Annotated in this window: 25 protein-coding genes; 4 read left to right on the forward strand and 21 right to left on the reverse strand. The window is 43.0% G+C overall.

The window, feature by feature from the left end:
* The first annotated feature begins 165 nt into the window (after nucleotides 1–165).
* Nucleotides 166–798 carry a cAMP-activated global transcriptional regulator CRP gene (gene crp, locus EES38_RS18670; RefSeq protein WP_077314098.1) on the forward strand — a complete coding sequence of 211 codons (633 nt, stop codon included), beginning with the start codon at nucleotides 166–168 and terminating at the stop codon, nucleotides 796–798.
* Nucleotides 799–857: 59 nt separating this feature from the next.
* Here the strand turns inward: crp and EES38_RS18675 are convergent, their stop codons facing one another.
* From EES38_RS18675 to pilM, 16 genes are all read right to left on the reverse strand, one after another.
* Nucleotides 858–1,649 (reverse strand): DUF1338 domain-containing protein, encoded by a 792-nt coding sequence (locus tag EES38_RS18675; RefSeq protein ID WP_124938737.1) that lies wholly within the window; start codon nucleotides 1,647–1,649, stop codon nucleotides 858–860.
* A 23-nt stretch (nucleotides 1,650–1,672) separates the two neighbouring features.
* Nucleotides 1,673–3,139 carry a succinylglutamate-semialdehyde dehydrogenase gene (gene astD / locus EES38_RS18680; protein WP_124938738.1) on the reverse strand — a complete coding sequence of 489 codons (1,467 nt, stop codon included), beginning with the start codon at nucleotides 3,137–3,139 and terminating at the stop codon, nucleotides 1,673–1,675.
* Between the two features lie 9 nt (nucleotides 3,140–3,148).
* A complete protein-coding gene (gene astA / locus EES38_RS18685) occupies nucleotides 3,149–4,180 on the reverse strand; it encodes an arginine N-succinyltransferase (protein ID WP_124938739.1) in 1,032 nt (343 codons plus the stop codon).
* A gap of 54 nt (nucleotides 4,181–4,234) precedes the next feature.
* Entirely contained in the window at nucleotides 4,235–5,449 is a 1,215-nt protein-coding gene (locus EES38_RS18690; RefSeq protein ID WP_124938740.1) for an aspartate aminotransferase family protein, read from the reverse strand.
* Between the two features lie 293 nt (nucleotides 5,450–5,742).
* Complete coding sequence (locus EES38_RS18695) at nucleotides 5,743–6,321, reverse strand: aminodeoxychorismate/anthranilate synthase component II (protein ID WP_124938741.1); 579 nt, start codon at nucleotides 6,319–6,321, stop codon at nucleotides 5,743–5,745.
* Nucleotides 6,322–6,455: 134 nt separating this feature from the next.
* Entirely contained in the window at nucleotides 6,456–7,472 is a 1,017-nt protein-coding gene (gene trpS / locus EES38_RS18700) for a tryptophan--tRNA ligase (RefSeq protein ID WP_124938742.1), read from the reverse strand.
* A gap of 119 nt (nucleotides 7,473–7,591) precedes the next feature.
* Nucleotides 7,592–8,272: a phosphoglycolate phosphatase gene (locus EES38_RS18705; RefSeq protein ID WP_124938743.1), complete on the reverse strand. Its 681-nt coding sequence runs from the start codon at nucleotides 8,270–8,272 to the stop codon at nucleotides 7,592–7,594.
* A gap of 115 nt (nucleotides 8,273–8,387) precedes the next feature.
* Complete coding sequence (gene rpe, locus EES38_RS18710; RefSeq protein WP_124938744.1) at nucleotides 8,388–9,065, reverse strand: ribulose-phosphate 3-epimerase; 678 nt, start codon at nucleotides 9,063–9,065, stop codon at nucleotides 8,388–8,390.
* A gap of 101 nt (nucleotides 9,066–9,166) precedes the next feature.
* Nucleotides 9,167–10,000 (reverse strand): Dam family site-specific DNA-(adenine-N6)-methyltransferase, encoded by an 834-nt coding sequence (locus EES38_RS18715; protein WP_124938745.1) that lies wholly within the window; start codon nucleotides 9,998–10,000, stop codon nucleotides 9,167–9,169.
* 73 nt (nucleotides 10,001–10,073) lie between these two features.
* Nucleotides 10,074–11,579 carry an AAA family ATPase gene (locus EES38_RS18720; protein WP_124938746.1) on the reverse strand — a complete coding sequence of 502 codons (1,506 nt, stop codon included), beginning with the start codon at nucleotides 11,577–11,579 and terminating at the stop codon, nucleotides 10,074–10,076.
* A gap of 49 nt (nucleotides 11,580–11,628) precedes the next feature.
* Nucleotides 11,629–12,714: a 3-dehydroquinate synthase gene (aroB, locus tag EES38_RS18725; RefSeq protein ID WP_124938747.1), complete on the reverse strand. Its 1,086-nt coding sequence runs from the start codon at nucleotides 12,712–12,714 to the stop codon at nucleotides 11,629–11,631.
* A 28-nt stretch (nucleotides 12,715–12,742) separates the two neighbouring features.
* Nucleotides 12,743–13,261, reverse strand: a complete 519-nt coding sequence (gene aroK, locus EES38_RS18730; protein ID WP_124938748.1) for a shikimate kinase AroK — start codon at nucleotides 13,259–13,261, stop codon at nucleotides 12,743–12,745.
* Nucleotides 13,262–13,448: 187 nt separating this feature from the next.
* Entirely contained in the window at nucleotides 13,449–14,528 is a 1,080-nt protein-coding gene (gene pilQ / locus EES38_RS18735; protein WP_124938749.1) for a type IV pilus secretin PilQ, read from the reverse strand.
* Nucleotides 14,521–15,078 carry a hypothetical protein gene (locus EES38_RS18740; protein WP_124938750.1) on the reverse strand — a complete coding sequence of 186 codons (558 nt, stop codon included), beginning with the start codon at nucleotides 15,076–15,078 and terminating at the stop codon, nucleotides 14,521–14,523. Before EES38_RS18740 ends, pilQ begins: the two co-directional genes overlap by 8 nt.
* Before the next feature lie 6 nt (nucleotides 15,079–15,084).
* Nucleotides 15,085–15,618: a PilN family protein gene (locus tag EES38_RS18745; RefSeq protein ID WP_124938751.1), complete on the reverse strand. Its 534-nt coding sequence runs from the start codon at nucleotides 15,616–15,618 to the stop codon at nucleotides 15,085–15,087.
* On the reverse strand, nucleotides 15,608–16,525 hold the full coding sequence (gene pilM / locus EES38_RS18750; protein WP_124938752.1) for a type IV pilus biogenesis protein PilM: 918 nt from the start codon (nucleotides 16,523–16,525) through the stop codon (nucleotides 15,608–15,610). The genes EES38_RS18745 and pilM overlap by 11 nt, the downstream gene beginning before the upstream one ends.
* Before the next feature lie 133 nt (nucleotides 16,526–16,658).
* Here pilM and EES38_RS18755 point away from each other — a divergent pair, with 133 nt between their 5' ends.
* Nucleotides 16,659–19,127 (forward strand): penicillin-binding protein 1A, encoded by a 2,469-nt coding sequence (locus tag EES38_RS18755; RefSeq protein ID WP_124938753.1) that lies wholly within the window; start codon nucleotides 16,659–16,661, stop codon nucleotides 19,125–19,127.
* Between the two features lie 58 nt (nucleotides 19,128–19,185).
* Here EES38_RS18755 and oxyR read toward each other — a convergent pair whose 3' ends face one another.
* Nucleotides 19,186–20,106 carry a DNA-binding transcriptional regulator OxyR gene (gene oxyR, locus EES38_RS18760; RefSeq protein ID WP_124938754.1) on the reverse strand — a complete coding sequence of 307 codons (921 nt, stop codon included), beginning with the start codon at nucleotides 20,104–20,106 and terminating at the stop codon, nucleotides 19,186–19,188.
* Nucleotides 20,107–20,247: 141 nt separating this feature from the next.
* On the opposite strand from oxyR, the gene EES38_RS18765 reads away from it, so the two are divergent.
* The gene (locus EES38_RS18765) at nucleotides 20,248–20,976 is read left to right on the forward strand and encodes a glutathione peroxidase (protein WP_124938755.1); all 729 of its coding nucleotides are present in this window, start codon (nucleotides 20,248–20,250) and stop codon (nucleotides 20,974–20,976) included.
* 160 nt (nucleotides 20,977–21,136) lie between these two features.
* Nucleotides 21,137–21,373: a DUF3624 domain-containing protein gene (locus tag EES38_RS18770; RefSeq protein WP_124938756.1), complete on the forward strand. Its 237-nt coding sequence runs from the start codon at nucleotides 21,137–21,139 to the stop codon at nucleotides 21,371–21,373.
* 177 nt (nucleotides 21,374–21,550) lie between these two features.
* Here EES38_RS18770 and argH read toward each other — a convergent pair whose 3' ends face one another.
* The 4 genes from argH to argC form a co-directional block, all read right to left on the reverse strand.
* Entirely contained in the window at nucleotides 21,551–23,425 is a 1,875-nt protein-coding gene (gene argH, locus EES38_RS18775) for an argininosuccinate lyase (RefSeq protein WP_124938757.1), read from the reverse strand.
* 79 nt (nucleotides 23,426–23,504) lie between these two features.
* Nucleotides 23,505–24,722, reverse strand: coding sequence for an argininosuccinate synthase (locus tag EES38_RS18780; RefSeq protein WP_124938758.1), 1,218 nt, complete (start codon nucleotides 24,720–24,722; stop codon nucleotides 23,505–23,507).
* A 76-nt stretch (nucleotides 24,723–24,798) separates the two neighbouring features.
* Entirely contained in the window at nucleotides 24,799–25,590 is a 792-nt protein-coding gene (argB, locus tag EES38_RS18785; protein WP_124938759.1) for an acetylglutamate kinase, read from the reverse strand.
* Nucleotides 25,591–25,600: 10 nt separating this feature from the next.
* Nucleotides 25,601–26,602 carry an N-acetyl-gamma-glutamyl-phosphate reductase gene (gene argC / locus EES38_RS18790; protein ID WP_124938760.1) on the reverse strand — a complete coding sequence of 334 codons (1,002 nt, stop codon included), beginning with the start codon at nucleotides 26,600–26,602 and terminating at the stop codon, nucleotides 25,601–25,603.
* Nucleotides 26,603–26,637 lie beyond the last annotated feature (35 nt).

Consider the following 26,637-nt stretch of genomic DNA (forward strand, 5'->3'; position numbering starts at 1 on the left):
ACACGATTAAAGTCAAGAAATCCAAGTCAAAAAAGGATACTATCTTATAGCGAAACAGAACTTAGCTTGCAGGCTCCGTTGTTAGCTTTTATGCTAAGTGTTCAATATTTGGCTCGCTACAACACGGAAAGCAGCAAGCATACCCTGCAGAGGAAGAGAGATATTATGGTTCTAGGTAAACCTCAAACCGATCCAACATTAGAGTGGTTTCTTTCACACTGTCATATTCATAAATACCCTTCTAAAAGCACACTGATTCATGCTGGTGAGAAGGCAGAAACTCTTTACTACATAGTAAAAGGCTCGGTTGCCGTCCTAATCAAAGATGAAGAAGGTAAAGAAATGATCCTTTCTTACCTTAACCAAGGCGACTTTATTGGCGAACTTGGCCTGTTTGAAGAAGGTCAGGAACGTACTGCTTGGGTCCGTGCAAAATCCCCTTGTGAAGTAGCTGAAATTTCATTCAAGAAATTCCGCCAGTTAATTCAGGTGAACCCAGATATCCTGATGCGCTTGTCCGGTCAAATGGCTAGCCGTCTTCAGGTTACTAGCCAAAAAGTGGGCGACTTAGCATTCCTTGACGTAACAGGACGCATCGCACAGACATTATTGAATCTAGCAAAACAACCTGACGCTATGACTCACCCAGACGGTATGCAGATTAAAATCACTCGTCAGGAAATCGGTCAAATCGTTGGCTGTTCACGTGAAACCGTTGGTCGTATTCTGAAAATGCTTGAAGAGCAAAACTTAATTTCAGCTCACGGCAAAACCATCGTTGTATACGGAACACGCTAATCGTTCGATTTACAGCTTATCAAAATCAAAACGCCACCGCTTAGGTGGCGTTTTGCTATCTAGCGGTGTGTGCTCTCAAAAATTTTATCTGCAGAGGCCGCGATGAATCCAGGATAAAGATGACCATCCTTCATTGGATATCGCTTGGCAAATTCGTAAAATCCCCCTGGAACATATAACTCACCTTCCAAAAAGGAGACCGCCACTCTATCCGCCATAGTCGATGACTGTTCGAGCTGCTCTTGCGGTGTACCTTTTACTTCGCCACCAGACGTATTGATAGCAAATCCCTTACTTTTTAAAAACGCGTTGACGTCACCGACTTCCGCAAATCTCTTTAACTGATTAACACTGACCGTAAAGTGGTTCGCTCCATAACCATGAGCTGCAACCCAGGCCCCATATTCGGTTTCTTTAGCCAATTCTAAATATTGATCAATACTGACATTCCACATCCGCCCTTGCGCAAGGAAACCAGGGTTGTTTAATTTTTCTCGGTCAATTTGAGCAATAAACGAATGAATAATTCGTTGTGTGGCAAAACTGCACTGCTCTACTAATAATTCACTAATAAACACTTTAGGTAACAAGTTATCCCTGTGTTCGAAATGCTGCGCCCTTAGCTTCTTACCTTCAAATACGTAATTCCCTCCAACCTGATAACCTAAATCCAAAAACGGTTTAGCCAAGGTATCCAGACTTACAGGCGCTAAGTTAAATGTACGTAGTGCAATATGGTCATTTATTAGCGGCGTATCTTCCTGGAGTAAATCATGAACATTTAATGCGGAGGGACATAGACGCATAACATAATCCTGCCACAACAGATCGAACAACTGTTTCGCTTCCATAAATAGCTCCTCAGATAACATGATTACTTCGCAAAATGATCTAAACCTGGCGTCATAACATCGGGTAATTGGGGCGTTTTACTTGCCATAGACGCCATAGGATAAGCACAATAATCAGCCGCATAATAAGCTCCAGGACGATAGTTTCCTGACGCTCCGGGACCACCAAATGGAGCACTTCCACTCGCCCCGGTTAATGGTCTATTTCGATTTACAATTCCAGCCCTAATGGTTTCCTGAAAGTCATTCCATTCCTGATCACAAAGCGAGATTAAACCTGCTGATAAACCAAATCGAGTATCATTTGCTATAGAAACAGCATGAGGAAATTGATCATAACGGATAACCTGAAGCAGAGGACCAAAATACTCTTCATCCGGTAACTGATTGATGTCGGTAACATCGATTAACGCTGGTGAGAAGAAACCGTATGGTCCTAGTTTACCGAGGACCAGAGCCTTACCGCCAATGGACAAGAGGTGCTTTTGAGCTCGTTCCAAGGCTTTTGCTGCCTCTGCCGATATGAGTGGCCCCATAAACGGTTGTGGTTGAGCAAAAGGTTGATCCATTCTGATCGACTGGATCGCCAGGCAAAGATGCTCTATCAGTTGGTCACCATATTCACTATCTGGAATCAGTAAGCGTCTTGCGCAAGTGCATCTTTGTCCGGAACTCAAATAAGCAGATTGAATGATCTGATACACCACTGAAGAAAAATCACCGCCCTTTTCGGTCACAACCAGAGGATTATTGCCTCCCATTTCCAGAGCCAACATTTTTTCAGGATAACCTCCGAATGCACGATGAATGATTTGTCCGGTGTCCGCGCTTCCTGTAAATAATAAACCATCGATGTTTTTGGCGTTCGCCAGAGCTATTCCCGTATTTTTTGCTCCTTGAACCAGATTTAAAACTCCTTTTGGTAGGCCAACCGATTCCCATAACCGGACCATCTTTTCACCACTAAGCGGAGTAAGTTCAGATGGTTTAAAGACAACAGTATTCCCCGCTAAAAGCGCAGGTACGATATGTCCATTGGGTAAGTGACAGGGAAAATTATAAGCTCCAAATACCGCAAGAACACCGATAGGACGATGTGTAACAGTGATCTCGACATCATTATTAGACTGAGTGCTGTGCCCCGTTCTCTGATGATAAGCGTCTATCGATAATCCAATTTTGCCTGACACTGCCGCTACTTCTGTTTTGGTTTCCCAAAATGGTTTACCGGTCTCTCTCGAAATAATTTGCGCAAGCTCATCGGCGTGATTTTTCACTTCTTCCGCAAAGCGTAAAACGATCTTTTCTCTATCTTGAAATGGTCTTTTTTTCCAAGTCGATAACGCATTTCGTGCAGAGGCGATCGCCTCTTCTACCTGCTCTTGACTTGCTCCGTTTCCATCCCACACAGAAACAGACGAGTAAGGTTCATAGGAGTGAAAAGAGTCTCCCAATCCCTGTTGCCAATGCCCCGCTATGTAAAGTGACATAGAGCCTCCTCAGCTTAGTTGGACCAACACCCTTACTTTATCTCCATCTTCAACTAACAATAGATCAGCCGCTTCCTGATTCACCACCAGATAACCAGCCTCAAGATCGTAGTCAGAAGTGATAAGTACCGCCCTGAATTGTTCAAACTTCGTATTTGCTACGAACAATGGCGATTTTTTAACAGTGTGATTATCTGAAATATAGACCTTTAATTCACAGGAATGACGAACAGACTCAATATTTTTCAAATCACATTCAACGGTGGGACCTGCATCAAATATGTCGACATAATTTCGACAGGTGAACCCTTCTTTCTCAAGAAGCCTTAATGCTGGACGAGTATACTCATGCACAACACCAATAACAGCCTGTGCCTCATCACTCAGTAAATTAACGTAGATTGGCATTTTGGGCATCAAATCCGCAATGAAGCCTTTATTACCTATCCCTGTAAGATAGTCTGCTAACGTAAAGTCGATATCAAAAAAATGCTTCTGCAACCACATCCAGAATGGTGAGTTACCTTCGCTATCAGACACGCCTCTCATTTCCGCAATGATGGTAGAGGAAAAACGCTGCGGATGTTGAGCCAGCATGAGCAGACGACATTTAGACAAAAACCGTCCATTCAGTCCTTGCCGATAATCAGGTTGAAGAAACAACGTACATAATTCACTGCACCCCGTATAGTTGTTATCCAGAGTCAGCAGCTTGACGACCTTATTGACCCCTAGTTTACGCGATGAATGTACGTGAGTACTGATGTGGTAAGAGTAAAACGGATGATCCCACCCGACAGCGGCTTCAATTCCTGTTGTTCCGACAATCTTATTCGTCTCAGAATCAAAAGCAACCATAAGGTAGCCCTCATCAGTGGGGCTGGTGACATCTTGCTTGGCAAAGCTGTATTCGGAATGTTGAATACGCCGGGTCAAAAGATCTTCATTGACCGGTAATGATGTGAAACCATGTCCAGAATCAATAGCACATTGATGTAGCGCCTGAAAGTCTGACATAGTAATGGGACGAACAACCAACATAGACAGATCCCCCCTTAAAAAGGTTGAGGCAATACACCTCAACCTACAATAAGCTTACGCAACAATGGATGCGATAGCTTTCTCCAGTCGGTTTAAACCTTCCTGAATATCTTCTTTACTGATCACTAACGACGGCGTAAAGCGAACCACATTTGGGCCTGCAACGAGAACAAGGAGTCCCTGCTTACCTGCGGCAATGAGGATATCGCGTGCTTTACCTTCATATTTTTCACTCATCACAGTACCCAGCAATAATCCTTTGCCGCGTACTTCGCTGAAAATGCCGTACTTCTCAGCCAGATTGGTTAGTCCTTCACGAAATATCGCTTCGCGCTCTTTAACACCATCCAGAACCAATGTCTGACTGATTTCATTGACTACAGCTTCAGCTACAGCACATGCTAATGGGTTACCGCCATAAGTAGAGCCATGTACACCAACTTTGAAGTGTTCAGCAAGTTTCGCCGTAGTCAACATTGCACCAATAGGGAACCCACCACCAAGTGATTTTGCTGTGCTCAAAATATCAGGAGTAACACCCAGTCCCTGATAAGCATAAAAATCACCAGTACGACCATTACCAGTCTGAACTTCATCAAAAATCAACAGTGCATTGTGTTGATCGCATAACTCTCTGACAGCCTTTGCAAATTCATCCGTTGGAGAAATGATCCCACCTTCGCCCTGCAAAGGCTCCATCATAACGGCACACGTTTTATCAGAAATATGCGCTTTAAGAGCTTCAACGTCATTATAAGGTAAATGAGTAATGTTACCGGGCTTAGGACCAAAACCATCAGAGTAACTTGCCTGACCACCAACGGTGACAGTGAAGAATGTACGACCGTGAAAGCCTTGATAAAAGGCAATCACCTCAGACTTTTCTGCGCCGTAGTTATCAGCAGCCCAACGGCGAGCTAATTTAAGTGCCGCTTCGTTCGCCTCTGCTCCTGAGTTGGCAAAGAAGACTTTCTCAGCAAAGCTCAGCTCGGTTAATTTTTTTGCTAGACGTAATGCCGGTTCGTTGGTCATGACGTTACTCAAATGCCAAACTTTATGCGCTTGTGCTGTTAACGCCTCAACCATAACTGGATGACAGTGACCAAGACAGCTAACAGCGATGCCTCCGGCAAAGTCGATATATTCGTTCCCATCCTGATCCCACAGTTTCGATCCCTGACCTTTCACTGGGATCATCTCCATCGGGCTGTAGCATGGAACCATCACTTCATCAAACAAACTGCGCTCTACCGACGTACCCGCTGACATTACATTCTCCCTCTCATTGAGATATTTGCATTTAACTTATTATTTCTTATCGAGTATAGATGAAAACTTGTTCAGATATTAAGTCAATTTACAAATAACATATTTAAATTAAGCCCAACTCAGAACAATTGTATCCAATTCGAGTCAGAAGACTTAAAAATATACCAATATGATTATTTATGCACTAAAAATGGGAAATTATTGATTTATTTTTCTCATTTTCTTCGCAATTGAGAATTATGGGGTAACCGATTAATTCGTATCAGAACGAGTATGGAGTGAAGAATAAAAAGTCATTTAGATAGAAAGTTTGCTAGTAGCTCATGACCTTGTTCCGTCTTGATCGATTCAGGATGAAACTGAACTGCATCCAGCGGCAGGGATTTATGTTGAAAGCCCATAATTTCGTCGATGCTGCCATCAGGAGTTTGCGTCCAAGCGGTAATATCGAAGCAGTCCGGCAAAGAGTCTGCCTGAACAATAAGAGAATGATAACGGGTAACAGTGAGTGGGTTATTCAGTCCTTTAAACAGCCCTTGATTAGTATGAACAATTGGCGATGTTTTACCATGCATAACTTTACGGGCACGCACGACTTTGGCTCCAAATGCCTGAGCAATTGACTGATGACCAAGACATACCCCTAAGATAGGGAGTTGACCCGCAAAGTGTCGAATGGCTTCTAACGATATTCCCGCTTCATTTGGCGTACAAGGACCAGGGGATATCACCAAATGACTAGGGTTTAACGCCGAGATTCCCGCGATATCGATCTCATCATTACGAATAACCTTCACATCAGCATTTAATTCACAGAAATACTGGTAAAGGTTGTAAGTAAATGAATCGTAATTATCGATAATTAATAACATAACTTAAATCAGGCTGTTGACCGCAGGACGGCTATTTTGCCTGAGTTAAATCAGAAAAAACACCATAAAATAACTAAGCCCCAAAAGTACTAGTGACCTTTTGGGGCTTGATGCTATAACGTTAATGAAATGAATTAAACTCGAGAGACAAAACCCACGGCAGCGAAAGCTTTCTTAAGAGTCTCAGCCGCTCGTGCTGACGCTTTCTCTGCACCAGTTTTCATGACGCTATCCAAATAGGCACGATCTTCACGGATACGGCGATATTCACTTTGAATTGGTTCTAACATAGCAACTAACGCCTCACCGACATCCTTTTTGAAAGGACCATACATTTCTACACCCTGATATTTAGCTTCAATATCCGCAAAAGATAAACCAGTCGCTGCAGAATAGAGTCCCATCAGATTAGAAATCCCTGCTTTTGACTCAATATCATGAGCAATACGCGGAGGTGTTTCAGTGTCTGTCTGCGCTTTATTAATCTTCTTGATAATCGATTTAGGGTCTTCCAATAACGTAATAACGTTTTTACGGTTATCGTCCGATTTCGACATTTTCTTAGTCGCATCCTGAAGACTCATTACACGCGCATTAACCTGTGGAATATACGGCTCAGGGATAGTAAAAATAGGTGCATCTGGGCTGTAGATATTGTTAAATCGGGTCGCAACATCACGAGCAAGTTCCAGGTGCTGTTTCTGGTCACTACCTACTGGCACCTGATTCGCTCCATACAGCAGAATATCTGCCGCCATTAATACTGGATAATCAAACAGGCCAACGTTTACATCGTTCGCGTAACGCTGAGATTTATCTTTAAACTGAGTCATCCGGCTCAGTTCGCCCATTTGTGTGTAACAGTTAAGAAGCCAACCAAGCTGAGCATGCTCCGGTACGTGAGATTGGATAAACAACGTACTTTTCTGCGGATCTACTCCAACAGCCAGACAAATTGCCAGTGCATCCAGCGTTGCTTCATGCAGCGCTTTTGGATCTTGCCTTACGGTAATCGCATGTAGATCGACTACACAGTACTGACAATCATAATCGTCTTGCATTTGATGCCATTGACGTAGAGCACCCAAGTAGTTACCAATACTTAGTTCACCTGAAGGTTGAACACCACTCAATACGATGGGCTTGCTCATTTGTATGATTTCCTTGTTACATATATAAAATAATAAAGGTCGTTACCACGATTAAAATCGAGAACTAGCAGTGTACTCATTCACGAGTATATTACTAGTTCGATTACGATTTTTTCGACTTATTTAAGTACAACTTTAAGTAAATCAGCAAAGTTGTCTGCAGTGTAGGTTGGTTTGGATAATGAGATAGGCTCACCGTGGTTATAACCGTAGGTTAAACCAAACGACTCACAGCCCGCATTTTGCGCTGCTAGAATGTCATTTTTCGAATCCCCAACCATGAGCATTTGCTCTGCAGTCAGTTGATGCTTGGACAGTACCCAGTTCAGCGCAATCGGATCTGGCTTACGAGTTTCGAATCGGTCACCGCCGATAATATCCGTAAAATACTGAATAATATCGTGCTGTTTCAATATCTCTGGGACAAAACGAGATGGCTTGTTTGTGATAACTGCAAGTGTGTAGCCTGCTTCAAATAATTGCTGAATTGTCTCTTTAACGCCAGCGTAAAGGCGACTGCGTTGATGTTGCGTTTCTTCATAATAGTCATCAAACAAGACACGAGCCTTTTTACGCACTTCTTCTGAAAGTGAAGGATCAATATGTAAACTTTGACTTAATACACGAGCAATCAAAACATCCGCGCCATTCCCGACATAATCGCGCGCTTGCTCTTCTTCCACTCCCGGAAAGCCCAGCTCTTTTGCTGCTTTATCGGCCGCGATAGCCAAATCTGGCACGCTATCAATGATTGTTCCATCTAAATCGAACGCAATTAGCTTTAAGTTTGTTAAAGGCATTATCAGTTAATCTCACTTCTATCGCCCAATAAAAAGGGCTTGATACATCCTTTGATGCTATCAAGCCCTTAGTAAAAAAGTCTACCGAAAGAATGAAAGACTTTGTATTTAATGCCTAGTTGCTATTCACCTTAGCTAACTCGGCACGCATCTCGGCAATGACTATTTCATAATCTGGCTGACCAAAAATAGCGGATCCAGCAACAAACATATCAGCGCCAGCCTCGGCGATCTCTCTGATATTATCGACTTTAACGCCACCATCGATTTCGAGTCTGATGTCACGTCCAGATTCAATAATTCTTTGTTTTACAGCTCTAAGTTTATCAAGAGTGTGAGGGATAAACGATTGACCACCAAATCCTGGATTGACAGACATAAGCAGAATCATATCAACTTTATCCATAATATAATCCAGATAGCTTAAAGGCGTTGCTGGATTTAATACCACCCCAGCTTTACAGCCATGGCTTTTAATTAACTGAAGAGTGCGATCCACATGCTCAGATGCCTCAACATGAAATGTAATCATAGAAGCACCAGCATTCGCAAAGTCAGGAATAATTCTGTCGACAGGCTTTACCATTAAATGCACATCAATCGGAGCCGTTATTCCGTAGTCTCTGAGCGCCTTACATATCGGGGCACCAAACGTCAGGTTAGGTACGTAGTGATTGTCCATTACATCAAAATGAACAACATCCGCTCCAGCGGCCAACACTTTATCTACGTCTTCACCAAGACGAGCCATATCAGCAGACAATATTGAAGGGGCGATCAGAAAATCAGTCATATCGGTTCTCACAAGTCACAGGATTTGATCGTAGGCCGTTTATTCTACAGAAGCACTCGTTGAGTTCCTAGTACTATGGCAACAAAGCAACTTGGTCAGGATCAAAGATTCGCGTTATTCGCAGCAGCGAACAGCGCTAAAAGCTCATCCACTTTATTGCGACCGGCACCATTACGACTAATAGTTCGTTTGACTTTGACCACATTTAACTTAGCGCCATGATATAGGCGACGGGTTAAAACGGTATCATGATTAGAAATAAGAACTGGAACGCCACGCTCTAAAGCTGTTGTTTCGGCCACGTTAGCTAGCCCAGCCTGATCATCCAGTGAGAATCCACCGCCAGCATATGAAGTGAAGTTTGCGGTTGTTGAGAGAGGAGCATAAGGTGGATCACAATAAATGACTGCGCCCTGCTTTGCCTGAGCGAAAGTATCCAGATATCCAGAGCAGATGAAATTCGCTTTCTGTGCTTTTTCAGAGAAAAACTCCAGCTCAGCCTCTGGGAAATAGGGCTTTTTATACGAACCAAAAGGGACGTTGAATCCCCCTTTTTTGTTGTAACGGCATAACCCATTAAATCCAAAACGATTCATATACAAAAACGCCAATGAGCGATACATCACATCATCGGTTGCGTTAAACTGCTTACGAACATCGAGATAGACTTCTTTGCGGTTGTTCTCCGCGATAAACCAACGTTTTGCTTCTTTGATATAAGAAGTCGGATCATTCTTAAGTAGGTTATACAGATTGATGAGGTCAGGGTTAATATCCGCCAAGATATACCGCTCATAATCTGTATTGAGAAAAATAGAACCAGCGCCAACGAAAGGTTCAACCAGAACCTCAGCAGCCGGAAGGTGTCTCTTAATATCTTCAACTAAGCTATATTTTCCACCCGCCCATTTAAGAAAGGCACGCTGCTTTTTCATTTACCGCTCTAATTCTTCTTCACCAAACACAACAAGGTTGCGGAATGTAACATATTTTCCGCCTAAGCTCAGTTTATTTCGCCCGTTCAATTTCACGGTGCACCTGACGTAACGATTTTGCCCATGGGCCCAGTCTCTGAATTTCAGAAGAAAGAGAGGCCACTGCATCCCTTGCTGACTGAATAGTAGGATAGTTTTTGTACGTTACAATCAACCATTGCTGCTCATTACGAGTGGTTGGATAAACATTCACTTCACCTTGTAACTTATATTGTTCAATAAACTTCTCAACTTCAGGCAAAGTATTAAAAGCACCCAATTGCAACGTGTAACTTCGATCAGACATTGCCATCAACTCATCACGAGCGAACGAGAATGAAATATCCTGTGCTGTTTTTTGCTCAGCAGTTGGTTGCGAATGATTTACATCAGCTTGTGGGGCACTCGGTGTTTGAACCGCATCAGCCTCAGCACTTTGATCCATGTGTATCGGCTTGCTTTCTGGTGCCTGATCCTGAGTATCCTCAACGGCTGGTGGTTGCTCCCCACCAATCAACGCGTCGACAACGTCTGAGCTTATCACGACTCTCTTCTGATTACTGTCTTCTATACCGACCTGATCTTTTGTCTCTGCGACGTCTGGCGGTAATGCATTCGAGTCGTCATTTACCCCGTCTTCAAGGGTGCTTCCACTGCCATCCAGAGGGTCTGTTTCTTTATCGTTCTCTTGTGCTTCATCAGATAACGTAGGAATCGCGGTTTGTTCTCTTTTTCCAAGAACTGCCGCAGGATCAATCCCATCGCGAAGCATCCAGTAATAACCACCGCCAATGAGCAGTAGTAGGAGTAAAATAATAATTGCAATGTTGATGGGTGAACCAATAATCGAGCGAATAACGACACGTTTTTCCATTTTTTGCTCCCCTAAAGCCATGATATTCCCGGGCGTTTTTCTAACCTTACTGTACGCGTTTCGTACACGTTTCTCCAGATTTGGTTCAACATATCGCATTACATGAAATTCAAAAAAACGATCGGCATCATCATCAGAAAGCAAATCAATCTCAACATCAACAGGCTTTTGCTCCTGACCATAACTCAAGCGAGTTAATAGAGGATCAAGTAGATTTGGTAGCGAAAAGAGAACAACATTAATAGACCAATTCGTCCTATTTTGGCTTTCAAGAACCAACATCCATAATTCTGAAATTAATGCTTCAGATAACAACTGAGCATCATCAACAACAATGACAATATTGCAGCTGTCAGAACCGTAAAACTCTGTAATCGTATCAGACAAAGATAGCGTAGGATCAAAGTATGACTGAGATGATAGTTGGGAGAGAATGGTGGCTCGACGCTGCTCATCATCCTGATTAGGGAAACACATCAGCAGCGCCTGATTTTTGTCTTCAGCCCAAGCTTCAAGGAAGCGCTGAGCTATCCATGTTTTACCTGCACCTTCAACACCCGTTACTGTAACTAAACTTGAGCCAAAATTAGAAAGTAACTGTAAGCGCTCCAATACCTCAACTTGAGACTCTAATTCGAGTACTCTCAATGAATTTGCTGAGCTCATGATAACGTCCTTACTCGGTTAAAGGCCACGAGAAAACGTGGCTCTGTGACTATTGTCTACAGGACTCGATCGCCTCCTCGAGTACTGATTCTGGAACACCCTTGACCACATCAGCTTTACCAATGTCTGTTGGTAAAACTAATCTAAGTTCACCAGCCAACACTTTTTTATCTCGCATCATATGCTTCATAAAGTCCTGAAACGACATAGATTCTGGTGTATGAATAGGCAGTTTAGCATTCTTGAGTATAGTGACAATACGTTCAACCTGCTCTGCAGAGATAAGTCCTTGCATGCAAGCCGTTTTTGCCGCCATGACGGTTCCAGCAGCAACCGCTTCACCATGTAGCCAGTTACCATAGCCTAATTCAGCCTCAATAGCGTGACCAAAAGTATGCCCCAAATTCAACAGAGCTCGAATACCCGACTCTTTCTCATCCTGAGCAACTACTTCGGCTTTAATCTCACAACATCTGGCTATCGCATAGGTCAATGCGGCTTCATCATGAGCATAAAGGCGTTCTAGGTTTTCTTCCAACCAAATGAAGAAATCGTAGTCGTAAATAATGCCGTATTTAATAACTTCGGCCATGCCAGCGGCAAATTCACGTTCGGGAAGAGTTGCCAGACAATCAGTATCAATAATGACCGATTTTGGCTGATAAAAAGCCCCGATCATATTTTTACCCATTGGGTGATTAACCGCAGTTTTACCACCTACTGAAGAATCAACTTGAGATAGCAACGTTGTTGGTACCTGAATAAAGTCGACCCCTCGTTGATAGCATGCTGCGGCAAAACCAACCAAATCACCGATAACACCACCACCAAGAGCAACTAAGACCATGTCACGGCTGTAATTGTTCTCAATCAGGTATGTCATCACCGTATTGAATGTTTCGAGACTTTTATACTTTTCGCCATCAGGAAGCTGAAGGAATGAATAATCCACCCCAACCTGCTTCAGAAGAGCCCCCAATTTCTCCGCATACAGCGGAGCAACCGTATTGTTAGTAACCACAACAACTTTACGTTTAGGGTTTAAAAAAGAAAGCAAAGCCGGATCATTAAATAATCCGGCGCCGATAGAGATAGGGTAGCTACGTTCACCAAGACTGACCGTAATCCGTTCCATGGTAATGCTCCGATAAGAAAGAAAGGTATTATTGTTCTTCTAACATTTTTACGATCTGATTCGCGACCACTTTTGCACTTTGATCGTCAGTTTTAACGACGATATCCGCGATTTCTTCATAAAGTGGATTGCGCTCACCAGCGAGAGACTCAAGCACGTCTCTTGGACAATCTGTCTGTAGTAAAGGACGTTTTTTGTCACGGTTTGTACGAGCTAACTGCTTTTCGATAGTTGTTTCAAGATAAACAACAACACCTCGAGCAGATAAACGGTTGCGGTTTTCTTTACTTTTAACAGAGCCGCCACCAGTAGCCAGAACAATACCCTGTTGCTCGGTTAATTCGTTAATAACCGATTCTTCGCGTTTGCGGAAGCCTTCTTCCCCTTCCACATCAAATACCCAAGCGATATCAGCTCCGGTACGTTCTTCAATAACTGTATCAGAGTCAACAAAGTCCATATGAAGTTGTTGAGCGAGATATCTACCAATTGTACTTTTGCCAGCGCCCATTGGGCCAACAAGGAAAATATTACGTTTTTCAGCCATGTTCAGCAGTATATTTTTTGCGTTAATTCAATGACATCGCCAAAAGGGAGTAGCAGCATAATTTATGCAGAATCGCTCTCTTGGCACCAATTCCTCACAGATATTTCGTGATAAGACCCGAAATTATCTAGATCTGTGCCCCTTATTGCAACTTTATTTTTCCAATTGCGACAAAAACATAGCTAACTTATTGAATCAGAAGCCGAGGAGTGATGAAAATTAATAATTCACTTTTCCCGCTACTATCGTATGTTCGGCGAAATAACCCGCCCATCAGAGGTAAATCACCCAGAACAGGAACTTTGTCCACGTTATGCGTGACACTATTCTGATAGATTCCCCCAAGCACTATGGTCTCTCCACTTTGAGCAAGAACCTGGGTTCCTATTCTTTGGGTAATAATAGCGACCGCTTCTCCCGTTCCGGTTTTGACAACTTGACCGGGTCTATCCTGAGTCACCACTAAATCCAATGTCATGACTCCATTGTCATTGACCTGAGGGGTGACTTTCAGACTCAATACCGCTTTTTTAAACGCGATGGTTTGTTCGCCATCACTATTGGACTGTAAATAAGGAATTTCTGTTCCTTGCTCAATAAACGCTGACTGATGATTTGTCGTAAGTAATCTCGGACTGGATATAACTTCCGCTTTTGATTCGCTCTGCAATGCGGACAGCTCCAAGTCTAAGAGTGTCTCAGTACCAAGAGACGCTAACTGAAATGCGATAGAAGAAGCGTTTGCAGAACTTGCCGGCAGCGAAATACTCAGAGAATCATTAAGGTTTCCAGAGATTGAACCATCATTATGGCGAGAATCTAATCCCCACTGGACACCTAATTCGTCGGTCGCACCTTCATTGACCATCGCGATTCTTGCTTCGATTTCTATTAACTCAGAAGGACTATCAATAACATCCAGAATTTGCCGTACCCTTTGTAACACATCCGAGCTATCGAACAGGACGAGTACATTCGTTCTTTTATCAAATGACACAGAACCTTGAGAAGACAAAAAACGATCGCTTGAGTCCAGCATATCAGCGATGGATTCTGCATCAGCGTACTTTAGTCTCACCATCAACGTTCTTCTTTCTTTATTACTGTCAGACTGCTTTACCGCATTAACCGTTAACTGTTCAGACTTTTTATTATTCCCTTTAATCTCGGGATTAATGATGTGAAACGGATCGAGAGCATGGGCCGTTTCCCCCAAGACGGTGCCGCTCATAAAAATAAAGCCTAGTGATATAATCCATTTATTCATTCTTGTTCTCTCTACTCTGATAAAAGGACCCAGTGGCGATTACGGATATACTGTTTCGCTCTCTTTGCCAGTGAGAATAGGTGAACGCAAGATATCCCTTAGACTGTTTAGCTAATGAAAAGAAGGTGTTCAGTTGAGTAAACGTTCCAGACAAACTGATCTCAAACTGTTTCTTTTGGTAATAATCAAGAACCTCTTCTTTTTGCCACTGAAAATTGTGACGAGATAATTCACTCTTTCGCGCCATGATTTCTAACTCTTGAGCAAGACGAAAAGACCGTGGAATATCAAAATGGGTCTCAACGATATCTAGAGATAATTTCTGAGTTGCATTGTTATCAACCAGAACATCAATCTGCCTTTGAGTTTGATAATTTTTGGCAAGCAACACAGCAATCTCATTTTTAGTCTGCGTTTCGTGCCTATGTAAATTGGCGAATAACGGTTGCCAGACACTCCAAAAAACAGTCACACACAAACAAAGAGTCAACCCGATATTGCATATCCATCGGATAACTGCATAGGAATAAAAGAAATGACCAATCATCATAAATTCCTACTCTGAATTCATAACAAGACGAAATTTCTGATTTAGCGAATGCTTGTTTGACTGCACATTCTCTATGGTGATCTCTCTCCCACGAGATTTCAGAGTCAGTGCTTCAATAAACTGCCTAAATATTTCAGGTTGGGTAAATTCCCCATCCACAACAATTCTTTCACCTGTTTGCGTAAATCGTCTTAAGGCAAGTTGCGAGCTGACACTGTGGCTTAACGTAGTTAATAAATCTGGTAATAATTGCTGCTGTCGCTTGAGCTCACGATGAATTGCCAGTGATTGTTGAAATTGAGCGGACACCGCATACTGCTCCGATAACTCAGCGGCGAGTTGACTTTGTTCACGTTGCAGCCAAGACAATTGCTGATAATAATATTGCTGTTTTACCTGTTCATTCTGCCAGTAACCATAACTGATGAACTCTATGCTACAACTCAATATGGCGACTATGGCCAGAGTTGAAAATAAACTGCGCTTTCTAAAAAGTGTCTGATGCTGGCGCCAATTAATGAAATTGATACTATGCGACATAACGATGTTCCTCTATCGCATGGAATCCACTCAAAGCTGAACCTAGTGCGAGAAAGGGCTCATTTACATTTTGCTCTATAAGCAAGGCATGATGGTTAAATAGGGATTCAAGACGATAGATCTTGATACCAAGTAGTTGTTTTGCACACGATTCGATCTCCTGTGGTAGTTCTACTGAGCTATAAATAAGCGTCGCTTGAGGTTTAATCGATGGGTTGAGTGAGAGAAAGCGCTGACACTCTTGGTAAAAAAGTGCCGCCATCTGGCTCAAGTTTGTTGTGGATCTATCGGCTAATGAACTGCACCGATAAACATAGCGGTCGCCATCACTAAAGCCAAATCTGACGTTTTCCTTCCCCCAATCAATCAGCAATGATTGTTGAGTTTCCATGCAGACATCAACCCATAAGTGAGCATGATGAAAGGCGTTTTTTTCCGACTCAATGAGGCCTAGTTTTAAACCAGCATTTTTAACCAGCTGTTTTCGACTAAGGACTTCGGCTTTACGTGTCGCAAACACTTGAAATAGTGAACCTACTTGCTCATAGTCAATGGCTAATTCCTCTATTGGTAAAGGCGCCGATTTAGCGAAAGCACGAAGAACTGCGGGGCCCTCCTCTTTACGCCCGCGGATATAACTGGGTACATCGACTATTTTGCAAATGACAGCAGACTCAGGGACACACAATGTGATTTCTCTTCCCTTTCTCAATCGTTTTTTCTTTAATTCAGCTAATATATTGACAAGAAGTTGATGATGTAAGGGGATGTTTTCAGACACAATATCTCGGTTCGTAGGAATATCTTGAATCATTTGCAGTTGATAAGTGTCATACTTTCTAGCGACAGTGACAGCAAGAATTGAATCACAGCGAATATCGATACCCGTTATTATTCGTTTACTCATTTTTTATTCCCTTAAATCGACTCTGTTAAAATGCGTTATTGGTAGTACAATATGCGACCATTTCAGAGCTAGTTTTGTAGCGGAAAGTAATCCGATTTGCATCTGAGCATTTCGACTAAACAGGGATTATCCGGTGAAGTTCATAAAGCGATTATTTTTACTTGCATTGATTTGCATAGTTTTAGGATCAGGAACAATTATTGGTTTCTATTATTACGTGAAGCCAGAGCTACCCGACGTAGCGACTTTAAAAGACGTTAAACTGCAAACACCAATGCAAGTGTTCAGTAAAGACGGCAAGCTGATCGCACAATTTGGAGAAAAAAGACGAATTCCTCTAAAGCTGTCTGAAATCCCACCAGAACTGCGGGAAGCATTTATTGCCACAGAGGATTCTCGCTTTTACGAACACTACGGTTTTGATCCTATTGGTATTGTGCGTGCCGCTATCGCTGTCATGATTTCAGGTAATGCCACCCAAGGGGCGAGTACGATTACTCAGCAGCTTGCGCGTAACTTTTTCTTGTCTAACGAGAAGAAAATCATGCGTAAGATTAAAGAGATTTTCATTGCCGTTCATATTGAGCAATTACTAACAAAAGACGAGATTTTAGAGCTTTACCTAAATAAAATTTATCTGGGTTATCGTTCTTACGGTGTTGGAGCAGCTGCTAAGGTCTACTTCGGAAAAAGTGTTAATGATCTTACTTTGAGTGAAATGGCGGTGATTGCGGGTCTGCCTAAAGCTCCATCAACGATGAACCCAATCTATTCCCTTCAACGTGCAACCAAACGTCGAAACGTCGTTTTAGCGCGTATGCTAGACGAGCACTACATAACTAAACAGGAATATGAAGAAGCGAAATCAGAGGCGATAGTCGCGAGTTATCATGGGGCTGAAATCGGTCTTGATGCTCCCTATATTGCAGAAATAGCTCGTGCATGGATGGTGGATCGTTATGGTGAAGATGCTTACACATCAGGCATGCAAGTTTATATGACGGTTGATTCAACGATGCAAGCGTCAGCCAATAAAGCAGCCATAGATAACCTAATCAATTACGATGAACGTCACGGCTACAGAGGCGCAGTAAGAACATTGTGGAAAGAGGGTGAGCCTACCCTCTCCAACGATGATATTGATGAAAAACTGGCAGACCAACCAAGCTATGGGCAATTTATTCCCGCTGTTGTCACTCACGTGAACGAAGACTCTGCGCAAGTTTTCGTGAAACGATTTGGCCAACAATCTATTTCATGGGATGAAATGAAATGGGCTCGTCCATACATTACGGATAAAAGACAAGGTTATGCTCCCAAAAAACCTGCGGATATTCTAAAAGCAGGTGAGCAAATTTGGGTTCGAAATATCAGTTCGGAAGACGAGTCTCCCGTTTGGCATTTAAGCCAAGTACCAAGTGCTAATACAGCTTTTGTTGCAATGGATCCTGAAAATGGCGCTGTTAAAGCTCTGGTTGGTGGCTTTAACTTTGTACACAGTAAATTTAACCGTGCAACACAGTCGATTCGTCAGGTCGGTTCGGGTATTAAGCCATTTATCTATTCTGCTGCTCTGGATAAAGGTATGACATTAGCGACTCTGATCAACGATGCACCAATTAATAAGTGGGATCAAAGCCAGGGAACAGCGTGGCGTCCACAAAACTCACCACCGACCTATGGCGGACCTACACGGATGAAAATTGGTTTAGCCCAATCTAAAAACGTTATGGCCGTACGCGTACTGCGTGAGGTAGGTTTGGAAGATACTCGTCATTATCTTACTCGTTTTGGGTTTGATCTCGATAAACTTCCTGACTCAGAAACAGTGGCTCTAGGAGCAGGCAGTCTTTCCCCTCTAAAACTGGTTCAGGGATACTCTGTCTTTGCCAACGGTGGTTACTATGTCAAAGCGTATTTTGTTGATCACGTAGAAGACTCATTTGGTCAATTGGAATACCAAGCTGAGCCTAAAGTGGTCTGCCACGCTAACTGCCAAACGACTGAAGATGAATCGGCTAATGAGTCAGCCTATGCTCCACAAGTGATCTCAGAACAAAATGCATTCTTAGTGAGACAAATGCTCCACAGCAATATTTGGGGTGGCGGTGACTGGAGAGAAGGCACTGGCTGGAATGGTACTGGTTGGAGAGCGCAAAAGCTCAAACGTCGTGATATTGGTGGAAAAACCGGTACAACCAACGACTCGAAAGATACTTGGTATAATGGCTTTGCTCCGGGAGTGGTTGCCACCGCTTGGGTTGGTTTTGACAACCATAACCGTGAACTAGGTCGCTCAAGTCGCAATGCCAATATGGGTAACGATATGGCGAGCGGTGGTGAATCGGGAGGTAAAACAGCCCAACCTGCATGGATTGAGTTTATGCAGCAGATTCTTGCTGACGTACCAGAGCAAGAGGAAGCCGTACCGGATAATATTATTCGCGTTCGTATAGACAGAGCGACGGGCCTATTAACCAACAAGACTGACGGTACTTCAATGTTTGAGTATTTTGAAGCGGGTACGGAACCAAGAGAATACGTACAAAATAGTATCACTAACAGTATTTCGACGTCTGGTGGTAGCGAAGAGCTATTTTAATCCGTCATCGATTGATATAAAACGCGCCTCAACTCGGCGCGTTTTTTATTGCTCGGAATTATTCGGTCACGAGTTCAGGCTCTGTAACATGCAGGCTGCTTAATCTTGTTTTTATCATATCCGCAAACTGCTCGTAACGTTCTCTCAAAGGTGAGCCGGGACGATAAACGAGTACTATTGTTCTGGATGGAATCGGGTTGATAGCTTTGATATAACAAACACCATCTTTTTCATGTTCAGGTGGTAATGCCAGCTCTGGTAACAGAGTAATCCCAGCTCCAGCTGCCACCATATTTCTCAACGTTTCTAAACTGGTTGCTTTAAATCTTTCGTCGTCTTTTGCTCCAGCTGCAAAACAAAATCCAAGAGCTTGATCTCTCAGACAGTGTCCATCCCCTAAAGCTAAAACTGTTTTTCCAGATAACAGGGACATATCAACTTCACTTTTTCCTGCCCATTCGTGGCTACAAGGAACAGCAACACTCATAGGTTCTTGATAAACAGCTATTTCTTTAAAGGGCTGTGTCTCATCAACAGACGCCAGAACTAAACAATCTAATTGCCCATCTTCTAGCTGTTTAACTAATTGTGCCGTTTGAGCTTCATGGAGATAAAGCTCTAGCTCAGGAAATTGACTTTTAACGGTAGGAATGATTTTCGGCAATAAATAAGGGCCAAGTGTGGGGATAAAGCCAATATGCATAGGTCCAGTCATCGCACCGCTCTGACCGCTGGCCATATCTTTGAACGTTTTGACTTCTTTCAAAATCTTTTTCGCCTGATCAACCAGTTGCATCCCCGCCTCAGTAAACAAAACCCGTCGGCTACTACGCTCAAGTAGCACCGTTCCAAGCTCATCTTCTAACTTTCGTATCTGGCCACTCAGCGTCGGCTGACTCACAAAACAAGCCTCTGCTGCCTTTCTGAAATGTTTATGCTCAGCTAAAGCCACCAGATATTCAAAGTCACGAATGTTCATATACGCCCCAAAATAGAGTTTACCTATTAAAACCATAGCATTAAACGATTAGAGCTATCAAAGATTTTTTTTGATAATAGCTTCAACGAAATGAGTAAACCAATACTCAACAACACAAACTTTAAATAAAAGGAATAGACAATGAATACAGCAAAACAAGGTCACGCAGTTCCACACGTTAGCTTCCCGATTCGTCAGGGAGACCAATGGGTTAATGTAACTACAGACGATTTGTTCAAAGATAAAACTGTCATCGTATTTAGCTTGCCCGGTGCATTCACCCCAACTTGCTCATCAAGCCATTTACCACGCTACAACGAATTATATTCTGTGTTCAAACAGCATGGCGTCGATTCTATTATCTGTGTATCAGTGAACGATACGTTCGTTATGAATGCATGGAAAGCAGACCAGGAAGCCAACAATATATTCTTTCTTCCTGATGGGAATGGTGAATTTACCGATGGTATGGGAATGCTAGTGAACAAAAACGATCTTGGTTTCGGTAAACGTTCATGGCGCTACAGCATGTTGGTGAAAAACGGAATCGTAGAGAAAATCTTTGCTGAACCCAACGAACCAGGTGACCCATTCAAGGTGTCAGACGCGGATACGATGTTGAACTACATCGCTCCAGATTATCAGGTTCAGGAATCGATCACCGTGTTCACCAAACCAGGATGCCCTTACTGTGCAAAAGCGAAACAATTGCTTATTGATAAAGGGCTACAGTACGAAGAAGTCGTATTAGGTAAAGATGCCACAACAGTCAGTTTACGCGCAGTCTCAGGTCGCTCAACGGTTCCACAAGTTTTCATCGGTGGTAGACACATTGGTGGTAGCGACGACCTAGAGCAATACTTCGCATAAAAAATTCCATTATTGCTGCTCACGAACTAACAGCAAACCTTGAGGGCCTATTTCCTCCCCCAGCCTATCCTATCCCGGGCTGGGGTTTTTTATTTATTGAAACACTATAAAGAACCTTTTACTCTTAGCTATCCCTTAGACTTGATAGATGGAGTATTGAATGGGTTGTCAAACCTGCTCTTCACATTGGTTCTGGAAAAAAATAGGACGATGCGTACAGTGTATGATTCAGCTCAGTATTCTTTCTTTACTTTTTTGGCCTGTCTGGATCTTTTGGGGAAGCCATCAACCAAAATCTATCGGTTCAATCACTTTATTATTCTTTGGCGCGGCATGCCATGGTCTGCTTCTGCTTCATCTTCTGATGAAATTTATCATTCTTCCGTTTAAAAAATAATGTCCAGAAAAAGAAAAGCCCTGAAACCAATAAAAAGTTTCAGGGCTTCTTAGATTCAATCTAAGAAAAAGCAGTGGTACTTTAATAGACACTGCCTTTTTCTGATGGTTCCAAAAAGATTCGATCTTTTTTTGATCTTTTTTTCATCAATCAAAAACCACCTGATTAATCAGACTATTATGCAACTTTCGTTTTGTAGATCAATTCGTCATCAAGATTGATCTCAAGGGCAACTTCATCACAAGCGTGCTGACGAGGACACTGGTCGCAATCTTTAAGCACTTTTTCTGGCAACAAGGTTTTTGATGTTGGTATAAAGTCTAACTTCATAAAGAATTCAGGTGTACGGGTAAGTACAAAAACTTTCTTAATCGCCATTTGCTGAGCGCGAGCAACAAGATAGTTAACGATTGCTTTACCTTGACCTTGTCCCTGCCAACCTGCTTCAACACCTAATGAACGTATTTCAGCCAACCCTGAGTCATAGACATAGAGTGATGCACAGCCAGTTACTTCACCTTGGTGTTCAGCCACTGCAAACGAACCGATATCACGAATCAATTCGTTACGAGAACGAGGAAGGTTTTCTCCCATATTGGCCCAATAAGCCACCATACCTTCTAGAGACTCGATGTCAGTTAGCCTTGCTGGACGAACTTTAACGGCATTCGCGTTATGCTTACCCATACGCTTCTGTGCTTGTTCAACAGCATAAGCAACCTGAACAGGAGATACACCGCCTAATGCGCTACGTTTATCAAGGCAAGAGTCGATGGTCAGAATGTCGTAAACATCGGTTTCAATCACATCAGAGAACTCTTTTAGCTCTTCAAGCGATAATTCCTCTAACGCACTTCCTTTGGCAATCGCACCCACAACAGCAACACCAACAATATGGTGCGCTTCACGGAAAGGAATGCCTTTCGCAACGAGGTAATCAGCAAGCTCTGTCGCGTTCGCATAACCCTGCTTAGCCGCTTCCATCGTGCGATCTTCATTAACTTTAATACCTTCGAAGCACAGAGCTGCCATTTCCATGCAGTCATTCCATGTATCCAAAGCATCAAATAAACCTTCTTTGTCTTCCTGCATGTCTTTGTTGTAAGCAAGAGGAAGCGCTTTAACCGTCATCATCATTCCCGCAAGAGAACCATAAACACGACCGGTTTTACCACGGATAAGTTCTAATGCATCCGGGTTTTTCTTTTGCGGCATCAGTGAAGAGCCTGATGTCACAGTGTCAGCTAATTCAATAAAACCCGATTCACCAGAGTTATAGAAAATCATATCTTCAGCAAGACGCGATAAATGCAGCATAGAAATTGATGCTGTCGTCATCAGTTCCATAACATGGTCACGATCCGAAACCGAGTCAAGAGAGTTACGGGTAGCACGGCGGAAACCAAGATTATGTGCAAGCTTCTCACGGTCAATAGGGTAAGCTGTTCCAGCTAATGCACCAGAACCTAGCGGACAAGTATCGAGACGGGTAATGGCATCACTTAGACGAGAGTAGTCACGTTCAAACATTTCCACGTACGCAAGGCACCAATGCGCAAATGTCACAGGTTGTGCACGTTGCAAGTGGGTATAACCTGGCAACACGGTTGTTTGATGCTCTTTCGCTACTTCAACCAGTTTACGCTGAAGTCTGTCTAATGCGATAAGAAGTTGTTGACCCTGCTGGCGACACCATAGTTTTAGGTCAGTCGCTACCTGATCGTTTCTTGAACGACCCGTGTGTAGTTTTTTACCCAAATCACCAACACGGTTGATAAGTTGTTGTTCCACCCAAGAGTGGATATCTTCAGCATCAGAACGGAGAATCTGTTCAGGATCTTCCATTACAGCTAGCTTTAATTCATTCAGTGCCAGCTCTAATTTCTTCTGTTCGTCCTCGGTTAATACATTCACGGATAGTAATGCTTTTGACCAAGCGATAGAACCCACAATGTCTTGCTCTGCTAATCGGTAATCAAAGCGCAGCGAATCATTAAAATCTTTGAACCTAGCGTCTGCTGCCTGGGTAAATCTACCACCCCATAATGCCATTGTGTTTCTCCTAAATACTGAAAAGGGACCTAGACCCGTCTGTCTAGATCCACATTGCTTCTGTGCTGAAAATTATTACTTATTTTTTATTTGCTTCGTTTAACGCACGAATACGGCTTGATAGTGAGTATAGACGGATGAAACCACCAGCATGGCTTTGGTCATATACTTCATCAGCACCGAAAGTAGCGAACTCTTCAGAGTACAGGCTATTTTCAGAGCGTTTTTGTATCGCAGTTGCATGGCCTTTGTAAAGCTCAATTACAACTTCACCGTTAACATCCTGAGCTAACTCTTCAGCAGCAGCCAAGATTGAGCGACAAAGAGGAGTAAACCAACGACCATCATAAACAAGGTGAGAAGCTTTAAGGCCTAACTCTTCACGGAATTCAAATGATGTTTTATCTAGTACAAGTTGTTCAACTGCACGTAGAGCTTCAGTGATGATAGTGCCCCCAGGAGTTTCATAACAGCCACGAGACTTCATACCTACAAGACGGTTTTCAACGATATCAATACGACCAACACCGTGTTTTACACCTTTATCATTTAGATAAACAAGTACTTCGTATGGAGACATTGCTTTGCCATCAACTGCAACAACCGCGCCTTTCTCTACTTTAAGTGTCACAGTTTCAGCTTGATCAGGTGCTTTCTTAGGATCTACTGTCCAAGTCCAGCAATCATCGTTTGGTGCGTTCCAAGTGCTTTCTAGTACGCCACCTTCTGTTGAAATGTGCCATGCATTCGCATCACGAGAGTAGATTTTAGTCAGAGATGCTGCACATGGGATATTACGTTCAGCTAGGTAATCCAGACATTCCTCACGGCTGACTAGATCCCATTCACGCCAAGGAGCAATAACGGTTAGATCAGGTGCTAATGCAGCAAACGCGCCTTCGAAACGAACCTGGTCGTTACCTTTACCAGTACAACCGTGAGCAAGTGCATCAGCACCAACTTTACGCGCGACTTCAACCTGTGCTTTCGCGATGATAGGACGAGCCATTGAAGTACCTAGAAGGTATTTACCTTCATATAGAGCACCCGTTTTTAGCGTTGGATAGATGTAATCCGCTACTAATTCATCTTTCAAGTCAACAACATGACACTCAGATGCACCAGATGCGATTGCTTTCTCTTCAATACCTACTAGCTCGTCAGCACCCTGACCAACATCAGCAACAAAAGCGACAACTTCACAGTCATAGTTTTCTTTCAACCAAGGGATGATTACTGACGTATCAAGACCGCCAGAGTATGCAACAACAACTTTATTTACTTGTACTTTACTCATTTTGTATTCTCCAACTTCCTGGCTCTGCACATGGCGGTCAGTGCCAAGGGGTTATCATATTACGATTTAAAATTCTTTATTGAGCATTGGGGAAAAAACGCGTCCCAATACTTTCTCCAGCAAATAACGTGGTCAAAAGTTCTGGTTTCTTCCAACCAGCTACTTCGATTGGTCTACCCAAGTCATTTGCCGCTTCTAAAGCTGCTCTCACTTTAACAATCATGCCATCAGTAATCACCTTGGCATTAATCAAACGCTCTGCGCGCTCAGAGTCCAGTTCCTTAATCAACTCTTTATGCTGATCGAGTACACCACTTACATCAGAAAGAAGCACCAAGTCTGCATCAAGCGATTTCGCAACGGCAACAGCGGCATCATCCGCGTTTACATTCATTAGCTGGCCGGAATCGGTCAAACCAATAGAACTGATGATAGGTGTCCCACCTGCTGAGATAATGGCATTTACAATCGTAGGATCGCCAGCTTTTGCCAAGCCGACAGCACCAAGTTCTGCATCAAGTTCTGTTACCTGACACAAACCGCCATCACCCAGACATAGACCGATTCCTTTTAAGCCACTTTTTACGGCTTCTCCCTGGAGCAATTTATTCGCGGTACCAGCTAGAGCACCAGCGATAAATGGAATCTGATCATAAGGCGTCACACGTAAACCATTCTTTTTTACTGTCTCAAACTGAAGCTTGGACATCAGGTCATCAACAAGATAGCCTCCACCGTGAACAATCACAACAGGCTTTTGTTCCTGATATTCAGCGATTGCAGCAAATAGCTTAGCTAAGGTGTCTGTACTGGATAATACGGCACCACCTAATTTCACAACAACAGGGCGAGGGACTTGTTGACTCATAACTGTTTCCTTAAATTAGCGCAGTCAGTTCAGGGTAGCCATAGTGAATATTCAAACATTGCATTGCTTGGCTAGAGGCACCTTTTAATAGGTTGTCGATTGCCGAAACAACAATGACATGCTCACCGCTGACTTTCCAGCCAATATCACAAAATGGTGTAAATTGAACGTCTTGTAATCTTGGTAAACCCGATTTCAAACGAACTGCAGGTTTACCTGCGTAGGCTTTTTCAAATGCTTCATTAACTTGTTGCTCAGAAATGCCGGCAGCAAGCTTCATCGTAACCGTCGCTAAAATACCACGCTTAAAATTTCCAAGATGTGGAGTGAAGATCACATCGCGTCCAAGATGAGCGGAAATTTCAGGCTGATGGCGGTGTGTAAACACGCCATAGGGTGCCAAACTGACCTCGCAGAAACTGTTGGTCATTGTCGCTTTACGACCTGCACCAGACACACCGCTAGTTGCATTGATAATTGGCCATTGAACGGTATCCAACAAATTACCTTCAATCAGTGGTTTGATTGCTAACTGGCTAGCAGTAGGATAACAACCCGCGACAGCAACTAGCTGTGCACTGGTAATTTTGTCGGCGTTCCATTCAGCCAAACCGTAAGCAGCGTTCTCTAGCCAATCACCGAACTTATGTTCAAAACCATAGTATTTGGTAAAAAATTCATCACTATTAACACGGTAGGCACCAGAAAGGTCAAACACTTGACAGCCATTCGCTAAAAATACCGGTGCAAGGTCATGACTCACTTCATGTGCTGTAGCAAGAAAAATGACATCAGACTCTTTAGCTACCGCTTCAGGATCTGTGAGAGGTTGAACTTCCATATCAACAACACCATCGAGTTTTCCATGCAGTTGAGCAATCGATTTTCCTGCGTCTACACTGTTGGCAGAAACGTATAAACCTGATAGCGTCAACTCAGGATGTTTCTGCACCATATAAGCAAGTTCAGCTCCGGTATAACCGCTAGCTCCGATGATGGTTGTTTTTAACATATGAGGCACCCGACAATTTGATTAAAAGTCAACCA

The organism is Vibrio viridaestus (assembly GCF_003856525.1).
Lineage (GTDB): Bacteria > Pseudomonadota > Gammaproteobacteria > Enterobacterales > Vibrionaceae > Vibrio > Vibrio viridaestus.